The sequence below is a fragment of the Streptomyces sp. NPDC033221 genome, assembly GCF_055577005.1.
On sequence record NZ_JBVIQN010000016.1, the window covers coordinates 121,279 to 140,480 of the forward strand.

Below are 19,202 nucleotides of genomic sequence, written 5' to 3' on the forward strand. Positions count from 1 at the left end.
GTCGCCCCTACAGCTCGTGACTGTGGTCGTCGTCGACGGGGACCAGCCGGCGCCGGTCGACCGTCTCCGCCATCGCCTCGATGGTCGAGTGCTCGAAGAACAGCGCGACCGGCAGGTCGGCGCCGCAGTACCGGGCGAGTTCATTGCGTACGGCGAGGAGTTTCAGCGAGTTCCCGCCGGTGTCGAAGAACTTCTCCCGCATCCCGAACCCCGGGCGTCCCAGCACCTCGCACCAGACGCGGTGCACGGCGCGTTCGGTCGCGGTGCGCGGGCCGCGGTCGGCCGTCGGACGGTCGCGGTCCGGGGCGGGCGGCGCGGCCCGTCCGACCGTGCCGTCCGGCGTCGGGGGCCGTGTCCCGGCCGCGTCCGGCCCGGCGCTCGGCGAGCGGCGCGCGACCGGGCCGCCCGTCCGGTTCAGGAGTTCCAGTTCCCCGTCGGCGGTCCAGCGCACCGGGTCGCCGGTGCGGTACATGCGTCCGCCGTACGGGCAGGCCACGAACCGTGCAGCGGTCGCGCCGGGCCGGTTCAGGTAGCCGCGGGCCAGGCCGGGGCCGGTGACGTACAGCTCACCGGTCACCCCGGCCGGGACCGGCCGCAGGTGACGGTCGAGCACGAACGCGCGGACGTTGCCGACCGGGCGGCCGATCGGCGGCGGCCGGTCCCGGGGGCCGGTGTCCGGGGCCACCCGCGCGGCCGTGCCGGCCATGGTGGATTCGACGGCGCCGTGGATGTTCCACACCTGTGCCCGGCCCGCCCACCGGCTGGCCGGGCCGGCGGTCAGCCGCTCGCCGGCGACGACCACGTTCCGTATCCCGGGCAGGTCCGCCGGGTCCAGCGTCTCCAGCAGGGGCGGGGGCAGGCACGCCGTGCTCACGCCGTGCGCTTCGACCAGTGCGGCCAGCGCTTTTGGGTCGCTCCGCTCCCGTTCGGAGGCGAGCACCAGGGTGCCGCCGGCGGCCAGGGTGACCGCCACGTCCGTCAACGCCGCGCCGGAGTCGAACGGCGCGAGCTGCAGCCCGGTCACGCCCTCGCCCGCGCCCAGCACCGGCCGCAGCGCCATGGCGAGGTTCACCACGCCGTCGTGCGGCACCGCCACGCCGGGCTGTTCACCGTCCGCTCCCGGCGGATAGCCCACGTACGCCAACTGACCCGGCGCGATGCGGGTTTCCAGCGGCGCGGCGGACTCGGCTCCGATGGCAGCAGCCGCCTCGTCCAGTGCCACGGCGAGCGCCGGTCCCGGCGGCAGACCGGTCAGCGTGACGGCCGTACTGGCGACGACGGTCGCGCCGCTGTCGGCGACCAGGCGGGCAAGCCGTTCCGCGGGCTGCTCCGGGTCCAGTGGTACGTACGCGCCACCGGCCTTCCACACCGCCAGCAGGCCCGTGATCATGTCCACCCCGCGCGGCAGGCACAGTCCGACGCGGCTTTCCCGGCCCACTCCGCGACCGGCCAGGTACCGTGCCAGCCGGTTGGAGCACGCGTCCAGTTCGGCGTACGACACGGCTTCCGGGCCGCAGCGCACCGCCACCGCGTCCGGGGTCCGCGCCGCCTGCGCCCGGAAGAGGTCTGCCAGGCCGCCCTCCGGGACCGGCCGCGCGGTGTCGTTCCACCCCGCCACCACCAGGTGCCGTTCGGCCTCGTCCAGGATGCCGAGGTCGCCGACCCGTACCCGCGGATCGTCGGCCACCTGCTCCAGCACCCGCACCAGGCGGTCGGCGACGGTCCGTACGGTGGCCTCGTCGAACAGGTCGGTGGCGTACTCCAGATGGCAGGCGAGGCCCGCCGGAGCGCCGTCCGCGTCGTGGACCTCGTACATGATGACCGACAGGTCGAACCGCGTCGACGCGATCGCGAACGGCTCGGGCGCCGCGGTCAGCCCGGCGAAGGAGAAGGCGGCGCCGGGGGCGTTCTGGAAGGCGAACCCGAGCTGGAACAGCGACTGCCGGGACAGCGACCGGTCGGGGTTCAGTACCTCCACCAGGCGGTCGAAGGGCAGGTCCTGATGGGTGTAGGCGGCCAAGTCGGCTTCGCGTACCCGTCCGACCAGCTCGGTGAAGGGCGGATCGCCGCTGACGTCCGTGCGGAGCACCAGCGTGTTGAGGAAGCAGCCCACCAGGTCGTCGAGGGCCTCGTCGACCCGGCCGGCGACCGGCGCGCCGAACGGGATGTCGTCGCCCGCGCCGAGCCGGGAGAACAGCGCCGCCGTCGCCGCCTGCGTCACCATGGACAGGGTCGCGCCGCAGTTGCGGGCCGTCTCCAGCAGTTGCCGGTGGGTCCGGGCGGGCGTGCTGGCCGCCAGCGTACGGCCCTGGTGGGTCGCGACCGCGGGGTGGGGCCGGTCGGCGGGCAGGTCCAGGCCGTATGGCAGGTCCTTGAGGGCCGCGGTCCAGTACGCCAGTTGGCTGCCGAACAGGCTCTCCGGATTGTCCTCGTCCTTCAGCAGTTCCCGCTGCCACAGTGTGAAGTCCGCGTACTGCACGGGCAGGGGCGCCCAGTCCGGCGCATGGCCCGCGGCGCGCGCCGTGTACGCGGCCGACAGGTCCCGGGTGAGGACGCCCAGCGACCAGCCGTCGGCGGCGATGTGGTGCAGCACCACGAGCAGGACGTGCTCGCCGGGGCCGGTCGCGAACAGGGTGACGCGCCACGGCGGCGCGGCTTCCAGGTCGAACTTCCGGGCCGCCTCGGCGGCGAGCGCGTCCTGGAGACCGTCCGCGGACACGTCCACCGTCGGTATCTGTACGGCGACGTCGGCCAGGACCTCCTGGTACGGGATTCCGCCTGCCTCCCCGTACACCGTGCGCAGCGTCTCGTGCCGCCCGGCCGTGTCCCGCCAGGCGGCCGCCAGCGCGTCCGCGTCCAGCGCGCCGCTGAGCCGCAGACAGCGCGTGATGTTGTTGACGCTGTCCGGGCCCTCCAGCCGGTCGAGGAACCACATCCGCTGCTGTGCGGAGGACATCGGCAGTGGCGCGGGCCGGGCGGCCCTGGCCACCGCCGGCCGCGCCGCGCCGAGCCGGTCCAGCCGCCGGGCGAGCAGGGCAGGGGTCGGGCACTCGAAGAGCATCCGGTTGGAGATCTCCACGCCGAGCACCGTCCGGATGCGGCTCACCAGGCGGGTCGCCAGCAGCGAATCGCCGCCGAGCCGGACGAAGCTGTCGTCGGCGCGGACCCGGGGTGCCTCCAGCACCTGGGCGAACAGCGAGCAGAGGATGTCCTCCTGGAGGGTGGGTGCCGGGCCGCCGGTGGTGGCCGTGGCCGGGTCGGGGGCGGGCAGCGCGGCCCGGTCGACCTTGCCGTTCGGGGTCAGCGGGAACCGTTCCATGACGACGGTCGCCGACGGCCGCAGGTACTCCGGGAGGCGGTCGGCCGCGAACCGCCGGACGGCGTCGACGACCGGCGTTCCCGGGTGCACGGGCACGAGGTACGCGACGAGCCGCTTGTGCCCGGGGGTGTCCTCCCGTACGGCCACCGCCGCCTGGGCAACCTCCGGGCAGCGGGCCAGGACGGCGGCCGTCTCGTCCGGTTCGACGCGGTAGCCGCGGATCTTGACCTGGTGGTCGGTGCGGCCGAGGAACTCCAGGTGCCCGTCCCGGTTCCAGCGGACGAGGTCGCCCGTACGGTACATGCGGCCGCCGTAGGGGCAGGCGACGAAGCGTTCGGCGGTGCGGGCGGGCCGGTGCAGGTAGCCCCGCGCGACGCCGGGGCCGGCGATGTACAGCTCGCCCGGGGCACCGGTCGGAACCGGTCGCAGCGTGCCGTCCAGGGCGTACAGGCGGACACCGGCGCGCGGGCCGCCCAGCGGCAGCGTGTCCGGCGCCGGGGAGCCCGCCCGGAGGGTGTGCACGGTCGCGCACAGGGAGATCTCCGTCGGCCCGTACAGATGACGGATCTCCAGGTCCGGGCAGGCGCGGACGACGCGTGCCACGGCTTCGGCGGGCACCACGTCACCGCCGGTGAGCACATGCCGCAGACCGGCCAGGCATTCGGGTGTCTCCTGCGCCAGCGCCCGGAACAGACCGGCCGTCAGGTGGACGGACGTCAGCCCCGCGTCGGCGACCAGGGCAGTCAGCAAATCGGAGTCGGCGATGCCGTCCGGCGCCACGACGACACTGCCGCCGTTCAGCAGCGGCACCCAGAGCTCCAGGAAGGAGGCGTCGAAGGTGTGCGGGGCGTGGAAGAGCATCCGGCCGGTGGCGCACCCGCCCCAGCAGGGGTCCGCGGCCAGCGCCGCGACGCCGCCATGGGTCGTCGTCACCCCCTTCGGCTCCCCGGTGGACCCGGACGTGTACATCACCGAGAACGCCGAGCCCGCCGACACCGCGACCGGCACGGGTCCCGCGCCCGGAAAGGTGAGGGCGTCCCGCAGCACGTCCTCGGTGACCTCGGCGGCCGGTGCCGCGTTCCCGGTCATCAGGCCGGTGCGCCGCGCCGGGCCGCCCGGGTCGACGGGCACATACGCCGCGCCCGCCTTCACGACACCGAGCAGTACGGCCGGCAGCTCCTGGGACCGGGGCAGCCGTACCGCCACCCGGTCCCCCGCCGTCACCCCGCGGGACCGCAGGAACCGGGCGACGGCGTCCGCCCGGTCGTCCAGTTCCCCGTACGTCAGGGCGGTGCCCCCGTGGACGATCGCCACCCGGTCCCGGCAGCGCTCCACCACCCGCGCGAACGCGCCGGTCACCGTCTCCCCCGCCACACCGGGCGGCCCGGTGTTCACCCCCGTCGTCAGCCGCTCCCGCTCACCGTCCAGCAGGACGTCGATCTGCGACGGCCGGACCGGGACGTCCCCCACGAGCTGTTCCAGCACCCGCACCAGGCGGCCCGCCACGGCCTCGGCCGCGGCCCGGCCGAGCAGGTCCGGCCGATAGGTGAGCAGGAAGTCGTCGGACAGCGCGTTGAGTACGAGGGGGTAGTGGGCCGCGGCCCGGCCGGTGACCGCTTCGAGCCGGACGCCGCCGCCGAGGTCGCGGGCCGGCAGTTCCCGTGGCAGGTTCTGACAGACCACCAGCGTGTCGAACAGTTCCCGTACGCCGGTGAGTTGGTGCAGCTCGCCCAGGCCGACATGCTCGTGGGCGAGCAGCGCGCCCTGTTCGCCGACCAGCCGGTGCAGGAAGTCGTCCATCGGCTCCTGGGTGCCCCAACGCACCCGCACCGGCAGCGTGTTGATGAACATCCCGACCATCGTCTCGACGCCCGGCACCTCCGGCGGACGGCCGGACGTCGTCGTACCGAACACCACGTCGTCACGCCCGGTCAGCCTGCCCAGCAGGATGCCCCACGCGGCGCGCACCAGGGTGCTCACCGTCACGCCGAGCCCGCGCGCCCGGCGGTCCAGTCCGGCGCTCAGCGCCGCGCCCACACCGACCGGGATCTCGACGGGGTCCGCCGGCGCGCGGGTGCCCTGTCCGCCCGCCACCAGGGTGGGCCGGGCGCCCGAGAGCACCTGCCGCCAGGCCGCGAAGGCGGCGTCCCGGTCCTGGGCGGCCAGCCAGGACATGTACGTGGCATACGGCGTCACGGGCGGCAGACAGGTGCCGTCCCCCGCGTGTTCGTACAGCGTCGCCCATTCGTCCAGGAGGATCGCGAGGGACCAGCCGTCGCAGAGAATATGGTGCAGTCCCAGCAGAATGCGGTACCGGCAGGCGGCGCGCCGTATCACGGTCGCCCGTATCAGCGGGGATTCGGCGAGGTCGAAACGGCGCACCCATTCCCGGTCCGCCACCTGTTGCACCGTGGATTCGTCCGCCTCGCCCAGGTCGATTTCCGTCCAGGGAATGTCCACCTCGCGCAGCACGCACTGCACGGTTTCCCCGGACTCCAGGGCACGGAAGCCGGCGCGCAGCGGCGCGTGCCTGCGGGTGAGCTGCTGGAGAGTGGAGCGCAGCAGGCCCGGATCGAGCGGCCCGGTGAAATCCAGGGCCGATTGGCTGCGATAGATGTCGGTGGCCTGCGGATCATAGCCGGCATGAAAGAACATGCCCTTCTGCATGGCTGTCAGCGGCCATATGTCAGCTAATTCAGGCTTTCCCATGTGCGCGGCCCCCGCTCCGCTCAGCACGACATGCCGGTCATGTTATCCAGCTCCGTGCCGCGAAAGGGAACGTCCAACTGTGCAGATCCCGGACGCCATGGGGAGGTCCGGGTCACTCGTCCAGGGCCCGGGCGGCGCGGACGTGCAGCGCCGCCGGCCCGCGGGCGATGCTCTCCTGCTGCCGGCTGCCGCGCCGTACGCAGGTCAGTACGCGCCGCAGCGGCCGGGGGTCACCGTGCACGGGCACCCGCACCACTCCCGTGTGTGCCGTGCAGGGAACCAGGCGCGGTACGAGGCAGACGCCGAGGCCGTGGGCGACCATGGCGAGGACGGCGTGCCAAGCGTCCGCATGGTGGGTCATCCGCGGCGCGAAGCCCGCCGCCGTGCACAGGGCGCGGGTCAGCCGGTTCTGGTCGTGGTGGGCGGAGATCCAGTCCTCCGTGGCGGCGTCGGCCAGCTCGATGTGGTCCCGTCCGGCGAACGGGTGCCCGGCCGGCACCGCGAGGTCCTGGAACTCGTCGAGCAGCGGCTGCTGGTCGAACCGCGCGTCGTCCGGGGGCGGCCTGCCGGGCAGCGGCGTCAGCACGGCCATGTCGATCTCGCCCGAGAGCATCTGGCGGTAACACTTGTCGGTGTCGGTCTCGGTGAGCAGCGCCCTGACCGGCCGGGGGCCGTCCAGCAGTGTCTGCGCGGCGGGCGCCAGGAGGGACCCCACGCTGGTCGCGAAGCCGCCGACGCGCAGGGGGCCGCTGGGAGTTGCCGTGACGTTGCAGCTGATGGGCCCGCTGACCCTCGCGCTCGGTTCCGCGCGGCGGTGGCGCGACGCCCTGTGGGGCGTGCTGGCGGTCGCGGGGCTGCTGCTGTTCACCGCCCCCGGCCGGGCCGGTTCGCTGCCCCTGTCCGGCCTGGCCTTCGCGCTCGCCTCCGCGGTGTCCATGGGTACGTATCTCCTGCTGAGCCGGCGGGTGGGCGGCCGCCTGCCCGGGGGCGGGCCGCTGGCGCTCGCGGTGGCGTGGGCGGCCGTGCTCACCGTTCCGTGCGGTCTTCTGGAGAGCGGCGGGGCGCGGCCACAGCCGTCGGTCCTCGCCGTGGCGCTCGGTGTGGCGGTCCTCTCCTCGGTGGTGCCCTACTCCCTGGAACTGACGGCGCTGCGACGGTTGCCGGTCCGGGTCGTGGGGGTCCTGCAGGCTTTGGAGCCAGTGGTGGCGGGCCTCGCCGGGCTGCTGCTCCTGCGGGAGTGGCTGACGGCGGCGCAGTGGGCCGCGATCGGCCGCGTCGCGGCCGCGTCGGCTGGCGCGGTCGCCACCCGGCGGCCGGACGGGTCCGGACAGCGAGAGAACCGGCGGCGGGCGCCTCACCGGGCCCGCGCGGGCGCCACGGTGACACCATAAATCCGGATCTTCCGGTAGATGGTGGCCCGGGAGATGCCGAGTTGCCGGGCCGCCGCGTCACGGTTGCCCGCGGCATCGTGCAACGCCCGTACGATCGCGTCGCGTTCGGCGGTCTCCCAGGGCGTGAGGGTGCGGCGGCAGGAACTGTGGCACTCCGGCGCGAGATCGTGCGGCTGCAGATCGGTCTGCCGGCGCTCGCGCGCGGCCTGCTGGAGGACCTGGCTCAAATGCCGTACGTTCCCCGGCCAGTCGAAGCGGGTGAGGACCTGCATCGCCGCGGGCGCGCAGGACACGGTGCCGCCGCGGCCGTGCCGGGCCAGCAGCGTGGGGACGAGGTCACGGATGTCCTCGGGCCGGTAGCGCAGCGGCGCCACCGCCACCGTGCACGGGAAGACGGCGCTGTCCAGGGCCGTGGGCGCGGCACCCGCCGGGGCGGCCGGCGGGACCGGCCCCTGACCGGGGAGCGTGTGGAGGCCGACCACCCACGGGCCGGTGCCGCGGTTGCGCCGCGCGCCCGCGAGCAGCGCCTCCAGCCGGCACATCAGCTCGCCGCCCGCCGCTTCCAGGTGCTGGAGCACGACCGTGCCGTCCTCGTCCCGGAACGCCTCCTCGACGCGCGGCAGTAGATGCGGGGCGCTCTGGAGGGACAGGTCCACGACGTGCAGCCGGTTCCCGGGCCGTACCCATTGGTGGGCGGCGCGGACCAGCGCGAGCTTGCCCACCCCCGCCTCGCCCACCACCCGGGTCGGCAGCCGCTGCCGGCAGGCGGACGCGACGTCCCGGCTCGCGGAGCGCCAGGACGGTGAGGTGCCGGCCAGGCCCGGCAGGGGCACCGGGAGCGGCACCGGGGATGATTGCGGCCCGGTCCCCTCACCGGGCGCCGGGCCCGCCGTGGCGGGAGTCTCCCGGCCCTCCGGCATCGTCATGCCGACGACGCAGCCGATCGGCCGGCCGGGCGGGCCGACCAGGGTGCAACGGGCCCGTACGTCGGTGCCGGAAGGCAACCGCAGCGACGTGTCGACGCGCTGCCTGCGGCTGCCCACCGGCGCGGCCAGCAGGTCGGCGGCCAGTGCGCCCAACTGACGCAGATCAGGTGGCTCCAGGAGGCGGACCGCCTCGGTGTTGGCCGTGCGCAGGGTGGGCGTCACCAGGAGCACCGGGCCGCTGGAGCGCCGGCCCGCGGCGAGGAACGCGTCCAGGGCCGCGCGCTCGTTGCCGGAGTACCGGTCCAGCAGCCGCTCCTCGATGTCGGCGGCGGCCTGCCGTACCACCGCGGACATCAGCGGGGAGGCGTCCTGCCGCAGACACGTCAGGTTGACGACGCCTTCCTGCCGTCCGGTGAGCGGGTTGCGTACAGGGATGCCGGCGCAGGCGGCGCGCTGGAGCGGCTCGGCGAAGTGTTCAGGGCCGAAGACGGTGGTCAGGCGCCGGTCGGCGAGCGCGGTCCCGATGCCGTTGGTGCCGACGGCCTCCTCGGCGTAGCTGAACCCCGGGGCCAGGTGCACCCGGTCCATCAGCCGGACGACCGCGGAGTCACCGCCCCGGCAGGCCAGGACCCGGGCCGCGGCGTCCGCGAGGACCACGCCGGCCGTGCAGTCGGCGAGGAGCTGCTCGACGCGGTCGAGGACCGGCGCCGCGGCGGACAGCAGGCGGCTGTCCCAGTCGATGTGCCGGTCCGCGTGCGGAACGTGCAGCCGGTCGGCGTCGACCTCGTGCAGGCGGCAGCGTCTCCAGGAGGAGAGGACCGCTTCGCGGGCCCGTGGGTACGCGCCGCGCGCCACTGCCGCCGTCGCTGCCGGCGCCTCCGGGGCGCCGCTCAGCATCCGTTCGCGTGCCCGCATGACAGCCCGGTCGGGGCAATCCCGGAAATCCATGACTGCAGACATGCCCCGGGCACCGAACCGCGATCCCCGCGAGCGGCCCCAATCCCGCCACCGGGTACGGCACTCCACCGCCGCGCGGCGAAAGTCCGCCCGGATCAGGGCAGTTGCCTGCGCACCGTCTCAGAGTGAGACATCACGCCCTGCCGGTGGCGTGCTGTAATTCCGAATGCGGGCAGAACCCTTCCGGGAGCCGTACGACGACGGGGGACGGCCGGGGACAGCCGCGGCGGCCCGCCGCACCCCGACATCCACCCGAGGACCGCCGATGCCGATCAGTCCGCAGGAGCCGACCGTGACGCTGTGCTGGAACGGAAGCCCGATCACCCTCGACACGAGCAGGCCCCTGGACCAGTACGCGCTGAGGCTGGCCGAGGCGAACCGGTCCGCGCTGGCCGACCTCTTCGCGTCGCTGGACATACTGGAGAATCTGATCGGCCAGATCCGGGACAGCGCGCACGACACCGTGGCCGGCGCCAGCACCTGCCTCGCCCAGTCCCAGCAGCATGTGCAGACCAGCCTGGCGACCGTGGAGGCGCTGAACGACCTGACCCGCCGTCTGCTGCCCCGGCCGGTGCCGCCGCACGAGGGCGGCAGGGCCTGAGCGGGCCCCGCGTCAGGGCACGCTGACGTACGGGAGAAACCGACCGCCGGTTCGGCCGGGGAGCATCAGCCCCCGGCCGGAGACCGTCCGTCCCCGCCGGGACCGTCAGTCCCGCCCGGCGCGGAGTTCGCTCCAGTCCAGCAGCTCGTTGGCCTCGCGCTCCGTCTCCTTGGCCAGCTGGCGTACCTGGGCCAGCACGTCGCCGTGCTCCTCGATGAGGCTTTCGTAGATCGGTGGGCCGGCGGGCAGGCGGGCAGCGGTCATGTGGGGTCAGTCCTCGAACCATTCAGCCGCACCGTCCCCCGCCCGCGGCGGGAGTGGGGATGCGGAATCTACAACGACGCCGGAACCGCGGACGGAGCGCGTTTCAGGCGGCCAGGAGAGAGTCCTCCCGCACGCCCGTGCCGGGCAGCCGGTGCCTGGCCGCGACCAGTGCCGCATCAACATCCTTCGTTCCGGTGGAAATACACAGCGAGTAGGCGAGATCGTCCATCCGCCTGCGCAGCTCAGGACTGCCGTCCTCAGCGCGCAGCACCCGCAATGTCTCGTACTGCCCGACGAGGTTACCCAACACCACCGGGTGCGCCAACAACATCCTTTCCCCCTTCCATCACATGATCGCCTTCACTTCACAGCGGCGGCTACCCGTCCCGCGGGTTGTCATGCGCACGAAAAGGAGATACATCACACGCCCCATGGCACCCACCGTGTCCCGCGCGTCCCGCACACCGGGCGCGCCGCACCCGCGATGCCAAGCATGAAGGAGCACGGCTGGGGGCGCGTACAGAACATCGCCGGCGACTCGGCGGTCGTGGTCCCGGCCGAGATGATTCATTACGGCATGTCCAAGACATCCCTGCCGGCCGTTTCGCGCAGCTTCGCCAAGGAGGCCGCCGGCACCGGCGTCACCGTCAACTCCGTGATCGTCGGACCGGCGCACACCGGTGGCGTCGAGGACTTCGTATATCAGTTGGTCGACCGCGATCTTCCGTGGGACGCTGCCCAGCGGGAGTTCGCCCAGGCGTCGGCGTCCACCGGCGGCGCGCTGCGCGTCGACGGCGGTACGTGGACGCGATCCTGCCCTGATGCCGCCGGCCGACGAGAAACGAGCGCCCCAGATGCCCGAGACCAGCCACGAACAGCGCCGTGACCACGGAAACGGCGACGCCGTCGGCCGGTTCGCCGGCGGGCTCCGCGAGCGGGCCACCGTGCTCGACACCCTCGACCCCGAGGAACCGCTCGACGACCTGGAGCCCCTGCGGACGCTCATCGGGGACGCCCGTGTCGTCGCGCTCGGCGAGAACTCCCATTTCATCGAGGAGTTCGGCCTGGCCCGCGAACGCGTACTGCGCTTCCTCGTCCAGCGCTGCGGTTTCACCGCGCTGGCCTTCGAGTTCGGCTTCAGCGAGGGCTTCGCGCTGGACGCGTGGGTACAAGGCGAGGGCGCCGAGGAGGACTTCGCGCGGCAGACCGCGGCGAACATCCCCATCGGGCTGTCGGGTCCGCTGCACTGGCTGCGCCGCTACAACCGGACCGCGGTCCTGCCCGTACGGTTCGCCGGTGTCGACATCCCCGAGGCCGGGGGCTCGCTGCTCCCGGCCCTGGCACCGGTCGCCGAGTACCTCCGCGAGGTCGATCCGGGCGGCCTGCCGCTCGTCCAGGACGCCATGAAGACCGCCGAGCTGTTCGGCGGCGCGTCCATGGCGCTGGCCGCGCCGGCCTGGGCCCGGCTGAGCGCCGGCGAGCAGGACACCCTCAGCGCGACGCTGCTGCGCCTGCGCACCCGGCTGCGGGCCATGGAACCCCTGTACGTCGAGCGCGGCGGTCGGCGCGCGTACGACATCGCGCTGCGCCGCGCCGAGGCGGCGTGCCACACCGACCACCAGTTCCGCGCCATGGCCGCGCTGTACGCGGGCGACGCCACACCGGCCGACACCTCGGCCCGTGAGGTGTTCATGGCCGACTCGGTCCGGTGGCTCCTGGACCGCACCGCCCCCGGTACGCGGGTGGTGCTCCCCGCGCACAACGCCCACATCCAGCGGACGACGATCTCGTTCGACGGCCGTCTGACCTCGCTCCCCATGGGCCTGCACCTGAGCCACGCCCTGGGCGGGGACTACTTCGCCCTCGCCATGACCAGCGTGGGCGGCCGTACCGCCGAGATGCACCTCGACGAGAACACCACCTTCGGCTTCCGTGTCGAGGACACCCCGCTCGGGACACCGGAGCCCGGCAGCGTGGAAGCCGCCGTCGCGGCGGCCGGGCTGGGGTCGGACATCAGTCTGACCGGACTGCGGGAACTGCGGACCTCCGACGGCTCCGACGGCCCGGACCGTATCCGTATGCAGAGCGGATATCTGCACACCTCCGTGGCCGAGGCCTTCGACGGCATCCTGACGGTCCCGGCCTCCACCGTGGTCGACGACCTCGGGCTCTGACCGCCGCCGTCCGCCCGTCCGCCGCACCTCGCCGGTCGGCGGGACAGCGGCCGGGCGCGGGCGGCACAGTGGAAGCCGGTGACCCGCGCGGCGCTCGTCGGGAGGTGCGGTCGTCATGGCGTACCGGCTGGTGGTGGCACGGGAGGCGCGGAGCCGGCTGAACGGCCTGCGCCGCGACGACGTCCGGGCGGCCCGGCTCGTCGGGGAGGCGGTCACCGCGCTCCTGGAGCAGGGCCTGCGGCTGGGGCCTCCGCTGGTGGTGCCGGTCGGAGCCGCCCTGCGGGCGGGCGAGCCGCGGGAGGCCCTGGACCACTGGTATCAGCGCCAGCTCACCCTGCTGCTGAAGGTACGGCAGGCGGTGGCCGAGGCGGCGGTGGCCCGCCGTCGGCTCGACCATCGTCTGGCCGATTTGGCGAAGCAGGCACGGCGGCTGGCCGACCTCGGGGCGCAGGCCGCCTCGTCGCGGCGGGACGGCCTCGCGCGAGAGGCCGAAGAGCGCTGGTCGGCGGTGCGCCACCAGCAGACGCTGCTCGGCGAGTCGCGCGCCGTCATCCGCGAACGGGAGGCCGCTCTTGTCGGGATCAGCCGGCGGGTACAGAACCAGGTCGACCTCTTCCGGTCCCGCAGAGCGGGGGTGGAGGCGGTCCAGCGGGTCGGGCGCGCCCAGCAGAACGCCCACGAGGCGTGCCGCGAAGCGGATGCGGCGGCCGGTGCGGACGAGGCTTCGTGCGCCGCCGCGGACCGCGCGGTCGCCGGGGCCCGGGCCGCGGCCTGCGACATGGCCGCCGGCACCGAGCGGCTGGAGCGTGCGGTCCATGAGCCGCTGGGTGACCGCCCGCCGGAGGTGGAGCTGTACGAACTGCGGCTCGGCGCGCTGACAGGGCGGGATCTGCGGGTGCTGTGCGCCATCGAGACCGGGGAGGCCGCCGGGAGCGCGGAGCCCGCCGAGGCCGTGGTGCTGCTCGGCGTGGCCGCGGACCGCGCGCAGTGGTGGGAGTGGTACGAGTACGCCCTGCCGCTGGCCCGTGAGCGCCTGGCCCGGCGGGAGTCGCAGGGCCGGGAGCCCGGCGCGGAGGACGAGGCGTTCTGCGGAAGCCGGGCGTTCCTCCACGACTGGTACCCCGGACGGGAGGAGGAGCGGCACGGCGGTGCGGCCCTGCTCGTGGCGCGCAACCGGGGGGTGGCGGCTGGCTTCGGTGCGCCGCCACCGGGGGCTGACGCAGGAGCAGCTCGCCGAACGGATGGGGGTCCCGGCCGCCCGTGTGGCGGCGATCGAGGAGGGCGAGCCGGGCACCGTCGAAATGCGCACGCTCGCCGCTTACGTGGCAGCACTGGACGGACGGCTGGAGGTCGTCGCGGATTTCGGCACGGAGCGGCTGGTCCTGGGCTGAGGTCCGGGCGGCGACGCGTCCGCGTACCGGAGAACGGGCCCGCAGGGGAGCCGAACGGGCCGGTCCGCGGCGGTGGGGCCCGGAACGGCGCGGCACAAGCGGGCCGAAGCGGGCGGGTTTCCCGCCATGACGGGCAGCGGAACGCGCCCTTCTGCTTGCTATAAACCTGGTGCCGGGCAGAAACGGGCAGGACGATGACCGAACGGAACGCCGTGGAACCTAGGGAACCGAGCAGGAGTGCGCCGTGAGAGCCGAGGAACGCCAGCACCGCATCCTCGTCCTGGCCCGCCAGGCCGGCCGGGTGGATGTCACGGACGTCGCCGGGGAGTTCGGGGTGGCGCGCGAGACCGTACGGCGGGACCTGAGCGAGCTGGAGCGGCGCGGCCTGGTCCGGCGTACCCACGGGGCCGCGTATCCGGTGGAGAGCGCGGGTTTCGAGACGACGCTGGCCCGGCGCGAGACCCAGCAGGTGGCGGAGAAGCGGCGGATCGCGGCGGCCGCCGTCCAGCTCGTCGGTGAGGCCGAGACCGTGTTCGTCGACGAAGGGTACACGCCGGAGCTGCTGGCGATGCTGCTGCCCACCGACCGGCCGCTGACGGTGGTCACCTCCTCGCTGCGCACCGCGTCGCTGGTGTCCGCGTCCGACACGGCCACCGTGCTGCTGCTCGGCGGGCGGGTGCGGTCCGGGACGCAGGCGGCGGTGGGGTCCTGGGCGCGGGACATGCTCGCCGGGTTCGTCATCGACCTGGCGTTCCTCGGGGCGAACGGGGTGTCTCGGGAACACGGTCTGACCACCCCGGACCCGGCCGTCGCCGATGTGAAGGCGCAGGCCGTGCGGTCGTCGCGGCGGCGGGTGCTGATCGGGGTGCACAGCAAGTTCGGCGCGAGCAGCTTCTGCCGGTTCGCGGCCGTACGTGATCTGGACACGATCGTCACGGACACCGGGCTGTCCGCCCCGGAGGCCCACCGCTACACCCTGTTGGGCCCGCAGGTTCTACGGGTCTGACACGGCAGCGCGCACCGCGCGCGGGGAGCGCACGCCGTCCTGTACGGGCGTGCGGTCCGCCGTGCCCGCTGCCCGTACCACCCGCGCCCAGGCCGCTCCGGCCGGTGTGTTTCCGGCGTGTCCCCACAGTTCCCAGCAGAGAGGTGTCGAGCCGTGCGAGCACGATCTCCCGGGAGGACCGTTCGCCTGCGGCGGTCCGTCCCGCGTACCGGACGGCGGGGGCCGCTGGGCCTGGCAGCCGCCGTGGTGACCGTCTCCCTGGCCCTCGGGGGCTGTTACCGGGGCGCCGGCGCCCTCGGCAACGAGGGCCGGGACACCATCAACGTCCTCATGGTGAACAACCCGCAGATGGCCGACCTGCAACGGCTGACGGCCGAGCACTTCACCAAGAGCACCGGCATCAAGGTGAACTACACCGTGCTGCCCGAGGACGACCTGCGCGACAAGATGAGCCAGGACTTCTCCAGTCAGGCCGGCCAGTACGACGTGGCCAGCCTCAGCAACTACGAGACGCCCATCTACGCCCGCAACGGCTGGCTGACCCCGCTCGGCGACCGGGCCGCGCGGGACACCGGGTACGACGAGGCCGACCTGCTCGCCCCCGTACGGAAGTCGCTGACCGCCGCCGACGGGAAGGTGTACGCGCAGCCGTTCTACGGGGAGTCGTCGTTCCTGATGTACCGCAAGGACGTGCTGCGGGACCTGGGGCTGACGATGCCCGCCAAGCCGACCTGGAAGCAGGTCGCGGCGCTCGCGGCGAAGCTGGACGGCGCACGCCCGGCCATGAAGGGCATCTGCCTGCGCGGCCAGCCCGGCTGGGGGCAGCTCGCGGCGCCGCTGACCTCGGTGGTGAACACCTTCGGCGGCACCTGGTTCACCAAGGACTGGCAGGCCCGGATGAACAGCCCGGAGTTCACCGCCGCCACCCGCTTCTACGTCGACCTGCTGCGCAGGCACGGGCAGGCGGGCGCCCCGCAGGCCGGGTACACCGAGTGCCTGAACGACATGCAGCAGGGCAAGGTCGCCATGTGGTACGACGCGACCGCCGGAGCCGGATCGCTGGAGAGCGGCGACTCCAAGGTCGCCGGGAAGGTCGGCTACGCGCCCGCGCCGGTCGAGCGGACGGCGAGTTCGGGCTGGCTCTACACCTGGGCGTGGGGCGTGCAGAAGGCGAGCAGCCACCAGGACGCGGCCTGGAAGTTCATCTCCTGGGCCTCCGGCAAGGGCTACGAGCGGCTGGTGGGCGAGCGGCTGGGCTGGTCGAAGGTGCCGGCCGGGAAGCGCGCTTCCACCTACCGCGACCGCGACTACCTGCGGCACTCCGGAGCGTTCGCCGCGGCGACGAAGAACGCGATCGGCTCGGCCCGGCCCGACGACCCCGGGGTGCAGCCGCGGCCCGCGCCCGGCATCCAGTTCGTCGGCATCCCCGAGTTCTCCGACCTGGGCACCAAGGTCTCCCACGAGGTCAGTTCGGCGATCGCGGGACGGCAGAGCGTCTCCGAGGCGCTCGACAAGAGCCAGCGACTGGCGGAAGAGGTGGCCCGTGCCTACGCAGAGCGTTGAGACGCGCGACGAGCCGGGCGGCCGGAGCGGCGCGCCGCGGCCCGGCACCGGCATACGGCCCCGCGGCGGCGCGGGTACCGCCCGGCGCGCCGCGGGCTGGGCCCGCCGCGCCCCGCTGCTGCCCGCCCTGGTCTTCCTGGTCGTGGTGACCCAGCTGCCCTTCGTGGCGACCGTCGTCATCTCCTTCACCCGGTGGAACGCGCTGGCCCCCGACAACAAGGGCTTCGCGGCCCTCGACAACTACAAGGCCGTCTTCACCGACCCGGCGATGCGCTCGGCCATCTGGACCACGGTCCTGCTGACCGTGATCGTCGTGCTGGTCAGCCTCGTCCTGGGGCTGGGCCTCGCGCTGCTGCTGGACCGCAAGTTCCGGGGACGCGGCGTCGTCCGTACGATGCTGATCACCCCGTTCCTGGTCGTGCCGGTCGCCGCCGCGCTGCTGTGGAAGCACGCGCTGTACAACGCCTCGTACGGGCTGATCAACGGCTCGCTGACCTGGATATGGAAGCTGTTCGGCAGCTCGGACCCGCCGCAGCCGGACTGGATGACGGCCTCGCCGCTGGCGGCAGTCGAGGTGGCGCTGATCTGGCAGTGGACGCCCTTCATGATGCTGATCCTGCTGGCCGGGCTGCAGAGCCGGCCCGCCGACGCGGTCGAGGCGGCCCGGGTCGACGGCGCCTCCGCCTTCGACGTGTTCCGCTACCTCACCCTCCCCCACCTGCGCCGCTACCTGGAGCTGGCCGCCCTGCTCGGCGCCGTCTACGTGGTGCAGAACTTCGACGCGGTGTTCACCATCACCTCGGGCGGACTGGACACCGCCAACCTCCCGTACACCATCTACCAGACCTTCTACCAGGCCCACGATTACGGGCGGGCCTCCGCGCAAGGCGTCGTGGTCGTGATCTGTTCCCTGGTGGTGGCGACCTTCGCGCTGCGCACCGTCTCGTCCCTGCTCCGTGAGGAGGTCACCCGATGAGCGCGAGCACGGTACGGGCCGCCGCGCCCGCCGTACGGCGACGGCGGCGCACCGGGAGCCTGCTGGGCCTGGCCGCCTGGCTCTGCGGCATCGCCTTCTTCCTGCCGGTGGCGTGGATGGTGCTCACCTCCTTCCACAGCGAGGCGGACGCGGCCACCAACCCGCCGAGCGTCGGCGCCGGGCTGACGCTGCACGGCTACCGCGAGTTCTTCGGCGCGGGCACCGGCATCAGTCCCTGGCCGCCGCTGATCAACTCGCTGACGGCGTCGGTCGTCTCCACCCTGCTGGTGCTGGCGCTCGCCGTTCCGGCGGCGTACGCGCTCTCCATCAAGCCGGTGCGCAAGTGGAGCGACGTGCTGTTCTTCTTCCTGTCCACCAAGATGCTGCCGCTGGTGGCCGGGCTGCTGCCGGTCTACCTGATCGCCCAGAACACCCGGATGCTGGACAGCATCTGGCTGCTCGTCATCCTCTACACCTCGATGAACCTGCCGATCGCGGTGTGGATGATGCGGTCCTTCCTGGCCGAGGTGCCGGTGGAGATGCTGGAGGCGGCCTCCATCGACGGCGCCGGGCTGCCGACGACGCTGGTGCGCATCGTCGCGCCGGTCGCGCTGCCCGGCATCGCGGCCACCGCGCTGATCTCGTTCATCTTCAGCTGGAACGAGCTGCTGTTCGCCCGGGTGCTCACCGGCATCGTCGCCGGGACCTCACCGGTCTTCCTGACCGGGTTCGTGACCAGCCAGGGCCTGTTCCTGGCCAAGGTGTGCGCCGCCGCCACCGTCATCTCCCTGCCGGTGCTCGCCGCCGGATTCGCCGCCCAGGACAAGCTCGTCCAGGGCCTCTCGCTAGGAGCCGTGAAATGAAGGCCGCAGTCATCAGCGCCCCGGGCCGGGTCGAGGTCACCACCGTCGACGATCCGGCGCCCGGGCCGCGGGAGGTCGTCGTCGACGTCGCGGGCTGCGGGCTGTGCGGGACCGATCTGCACATCCTGCAGGGCGAGTTCGCGCCGACGCTGCCCGTCGTGCCCGGCCACGAGTTCGCGGGCACCGTCGTCGCCACCGGTGGCGAGGTCACCGGGCCGGCCGAGGGCGACCGGGTCGCCGTCGACCCCTCCCTGTACTGCTACGCGTGCCACTACTGCCGCATCGGCCGCAACAACCTGTGCGAACGGTGGGCCGCCATCGGGGTGACCACGGCCGGCGGGGCCGCCGAGTTCGCCGTCGCGCCGGCCGCGAACTGCGTCAAGCTGCCCGAACACGTACGGACCGAGGACGCCGCGCTCATCGAGCCGCTGTCCTGCGCCGTACGGGGGTACGACATCCTGCGCTCCCAGCAGCTCGGCACCCACGTCCTGATCTACGGCTCCGGCACGATGGGCCTGATGATGCTCGAACTGGCCAAGCGCACCGGCGCGGCGGGCGTCGACATGGTCGACGTCAACCCGCAGCGGCTGGCCACCGCCCGGCAGCTGGGCTGCGGCAACGCGGCGGCCTCCGCCGACGAGCTGGACCGGCCGCGCGGCTGGGACGTGGTCATCGACGCCACCGGCAACGAGCGCGCCATCCAGGACGCGCTGGGCCGCGTCGGCAAGGGCGGTACGTTCCTCCAGTTCGGCGTCTCCGACTACGCGGCGCGCGCCGTGATCGAGCCGTACCGGATCTACAACCAGGAGATCACCATCACCGGTTCGATGGCGGTCCTGCACAGCTACGAACGGGCCGCCGAACTCTTCGCCGCCGGCGTCCTGGACCCGGAGGTCTTCATCAGCGACCGGCTGCCCCTCGACCGGTACGCGGAGGCGCTGGACCGCTTCAAGGCCGGGCAGGGACGGAAGATCCAGGTCACCCCCTGAGCCGGGGCCGTCCGCCGCGCGGGGCCCCTCGCCGGGGCCCCGGAGCGGGCCAACCGGGGGATTGACGGGGGCC

Annotated in this window: 14 protein-coding genes and 1 pseudogene; 10 read left to right on the forward strand and 5 right to left on the reverse strand. The window is 73.5% G+C overall.

The features are described 5' to 3' along the window. Positions 1 to 7 precede the first annotated feature (7 nt). Both ACZ53K_RS22110 and ACZ53K_RS22115 read right to left on the reverse strand, forming a co-directional pair. A complete protein-coding gene (locus ACZ53K_RS22110) occupies positions 8 to 6,028 on the reverse strand; it encodes an amino acid adenylation domain-containing protein (protein ID WP_468839173.1) in 6,021 nt (2,006 codons plus the stop codon). Between the two features lie 112 nt (positions 6,029 to 6,140). Beyond that, positions 6,141 to 6,743: a LysR substrate-binding domain-containing protein gene (locus ACZ53K_RS22115; RefSeq protein ID WP_468839175.1), complete on the reverse strand. Its 603-nt coding sequence runs from the start codon at positions 6,741 to 6,743 to the stop codon at positions 6,141 to 6,143. Positions 6,744 to 6,789: 46 nt separating this feature from the next. Between ACZ53K_RS22115 and ACZ53K_RS22120 the strand changes: the two genes are divergently transcribed. Further along, entirely contained in the window at positions 6,790 to 7,419 is a 630-nt protein-coding gene (locus ACZ53K_RS22120) for an EamA family transporter (RefSeq protein ID WP_468839177.1), read from the forward strand. Here the strand turns inward: ACZ53K_RS22120 and ACZ53K_RS22125 are convergent. Next, positions 7,383 to 9,260 (reverse strand): sigma-54-dependent Fis family transcriptional regulator, encoded by a 1,878-nt coding sequence (locus ACZ53K_RS22125; RefSeq protein WP_468839179.1) that lies wholly within the window; start codon positions 9,258 to 9,260, stop codon positions 7,383 to 7,385. The two genes, ACZ53K_RS22120 and ACZ53K_RS22125, sit on opposite strands and share 37 nt — an antisense overlap. A gap of 307 nt (positions 9,261 to 9,567) precedes the next feature. On the opposite strand from ACZ53K_RS22125, the gene ACZ53K_RS22130 reads away from it, so the two are divergent. Then, positions 9,568 to 9,903 (forward strand): hypothetical protein, encoded by a 336-nt coding sequence (locus ACZ53K_RS22130; RefSeq protein ID WP_468839181.1) that lies wholly within the window; start codon positions 9,568 to 9,570, stop codon positions 9,901 to 9,903. 105 nt (positions 9,904 to 10,008) lie between these two features. On the opposite strand, the gene ACZ53K_RS22135 is transcribed toward ACZ53K_RS22130, so the two are convergent. Continuing rightward, the gene (locus ACZ53K_RS22135) at positions 10,009 to 10,167 is read right to left on the reverse strand and encodes a hypothetical protein (protein WP_167745392.1); all 159 of its coding nucleotides are present in this window, start codon (positions 10,165 to 10,167) and stop codon (positions 10,009 to 10,011) included. 103 nt (positions 10,168 to 10,270) lie between these two features. Continuing rightward, positions 10,271 to 10,498 (reverse strand): DUF5133 domain-containing protein, encoded by a 228-nt coding sequence (locus tag ACZ53K_RS22140; RefSeq protein ID WP_468839183.1) that lies wholly within the window; start codon positions 10,496 to 10,498, stop codon positions 10,271 to 10,273. Positions 10,499 to 10,651: 153 nt separating this feature from the next. Here ACZ53K_RS22140 and ACZ53K_RS22145 point away from each other — a divergent pair. From ACZ53K_RS22145 to ACZ53K_RS22180, 8 genes and pseudogenes are all read left to right on the forward strand, one after another. Continuing rightward, positions 10,652 to 10,989 (forward strand): annotated as a pseudogene (locus ACZ53K_RS22145) (SDR family oxidoreductase); the annotation flags it as partial. Positions 10,990 to 11,021: 32 nt separating this feature from the next. Next, a complete protein-coding gene (locus ACZ53K_RS22150) occupies positions 11,022 to 12,341 on the forward strand; it encodes an erythromycin esterase family protein (RefSeq protein ID WP_468839186.1) in 1,320 nt (439 codons plus the stop codon). 1,196 nt (positions 12,342 to 13,537) lie between these two features. Further along, positions 13,538 to 13,732, forward strand: coding sequence for a helix-turn-helix domain-containing protein (locus ACZ53K_RS22155; protein ID WP_468839189.1), 195 nt, complete (start codon positions 13,538 to 13,540; stop codon positions 13,730 to 13,732). A gap of 244 nt (positions 13,733 to 13,976) precedes the next feature. After that, the gene (locus ACZ53K_RS22160) at positions 13,977 to 14,738 is read left to right on the forward strand and encodes a DeoR/GlpR family DNA-binding transcription regulator (protein WP_468839192.1); all 762 of its coding nucleotides are present in this window, start codon (positions 13,977 to 13,979) and stop codon (positions 14,736 to 14,738) included. 186 nt (positions 14,739 to 14,924) lie between these two features. Further along, positions 14,925 to 16,301 (forward strand): ABC transporter substrate-binding protein, encoded by a 1,377-nt coding sequence (locus tag ACZ53K_RS22165; protein WP_468839293.1) that lies wholly within the window; start codon positions 14,925 to 14,927, stop codon positions 16,299 to 16,301. After that, complete coding sequence (locus ACZ53K_RS22170; protein ID WP_468839195.1) at positions 16,282 to 17,277, forward strand: carbohydrate ABC transporter permease; 996 nt, start codon at positions 16,282 to 16,284, stop codon at positions 17,275 to 17,277. Before ACZ53K_RS22165 ends, ACZ53K_RS22170 begins: the two co-directional genes overlap by 20 nt. Further along, on the forward strand, positions 17,274 to 18,140 hold the full coding sequence (locus tag ACZ53K_RS22175; protein ID WP_468839198.1) for a carbohydrate ABC transporter permease: 867 nt from the start codon (positions 17,274 to 17,276) through the stop codon (positions 18,138 to 18,140). Before ACZ53K_RS22170 ends, ACZ53K_RS22175 begins: the two co-directional genes overlap by 4 nt. Continuing rightward, positions 18,137 to 19,129: a zinc-dependent alcohol dehydrogenase family protein gene (locus ACZ53K_RS22180; RefSeq protein ID WP_468839201.1), complete on the forward strand. Its 993-nt coding sequence runs from the start codon at positions 18,137 to 18,139 to the stop codon at positions 19,127 to 19,129. The genes ACZ53K_RS22175 and ACZ53K_RS22180 overlap by 4 nt, the downstream gene beginning before the upstream one ends. Positions 19,130 to 19,202 lie beyond the last annotated feature (73 nt).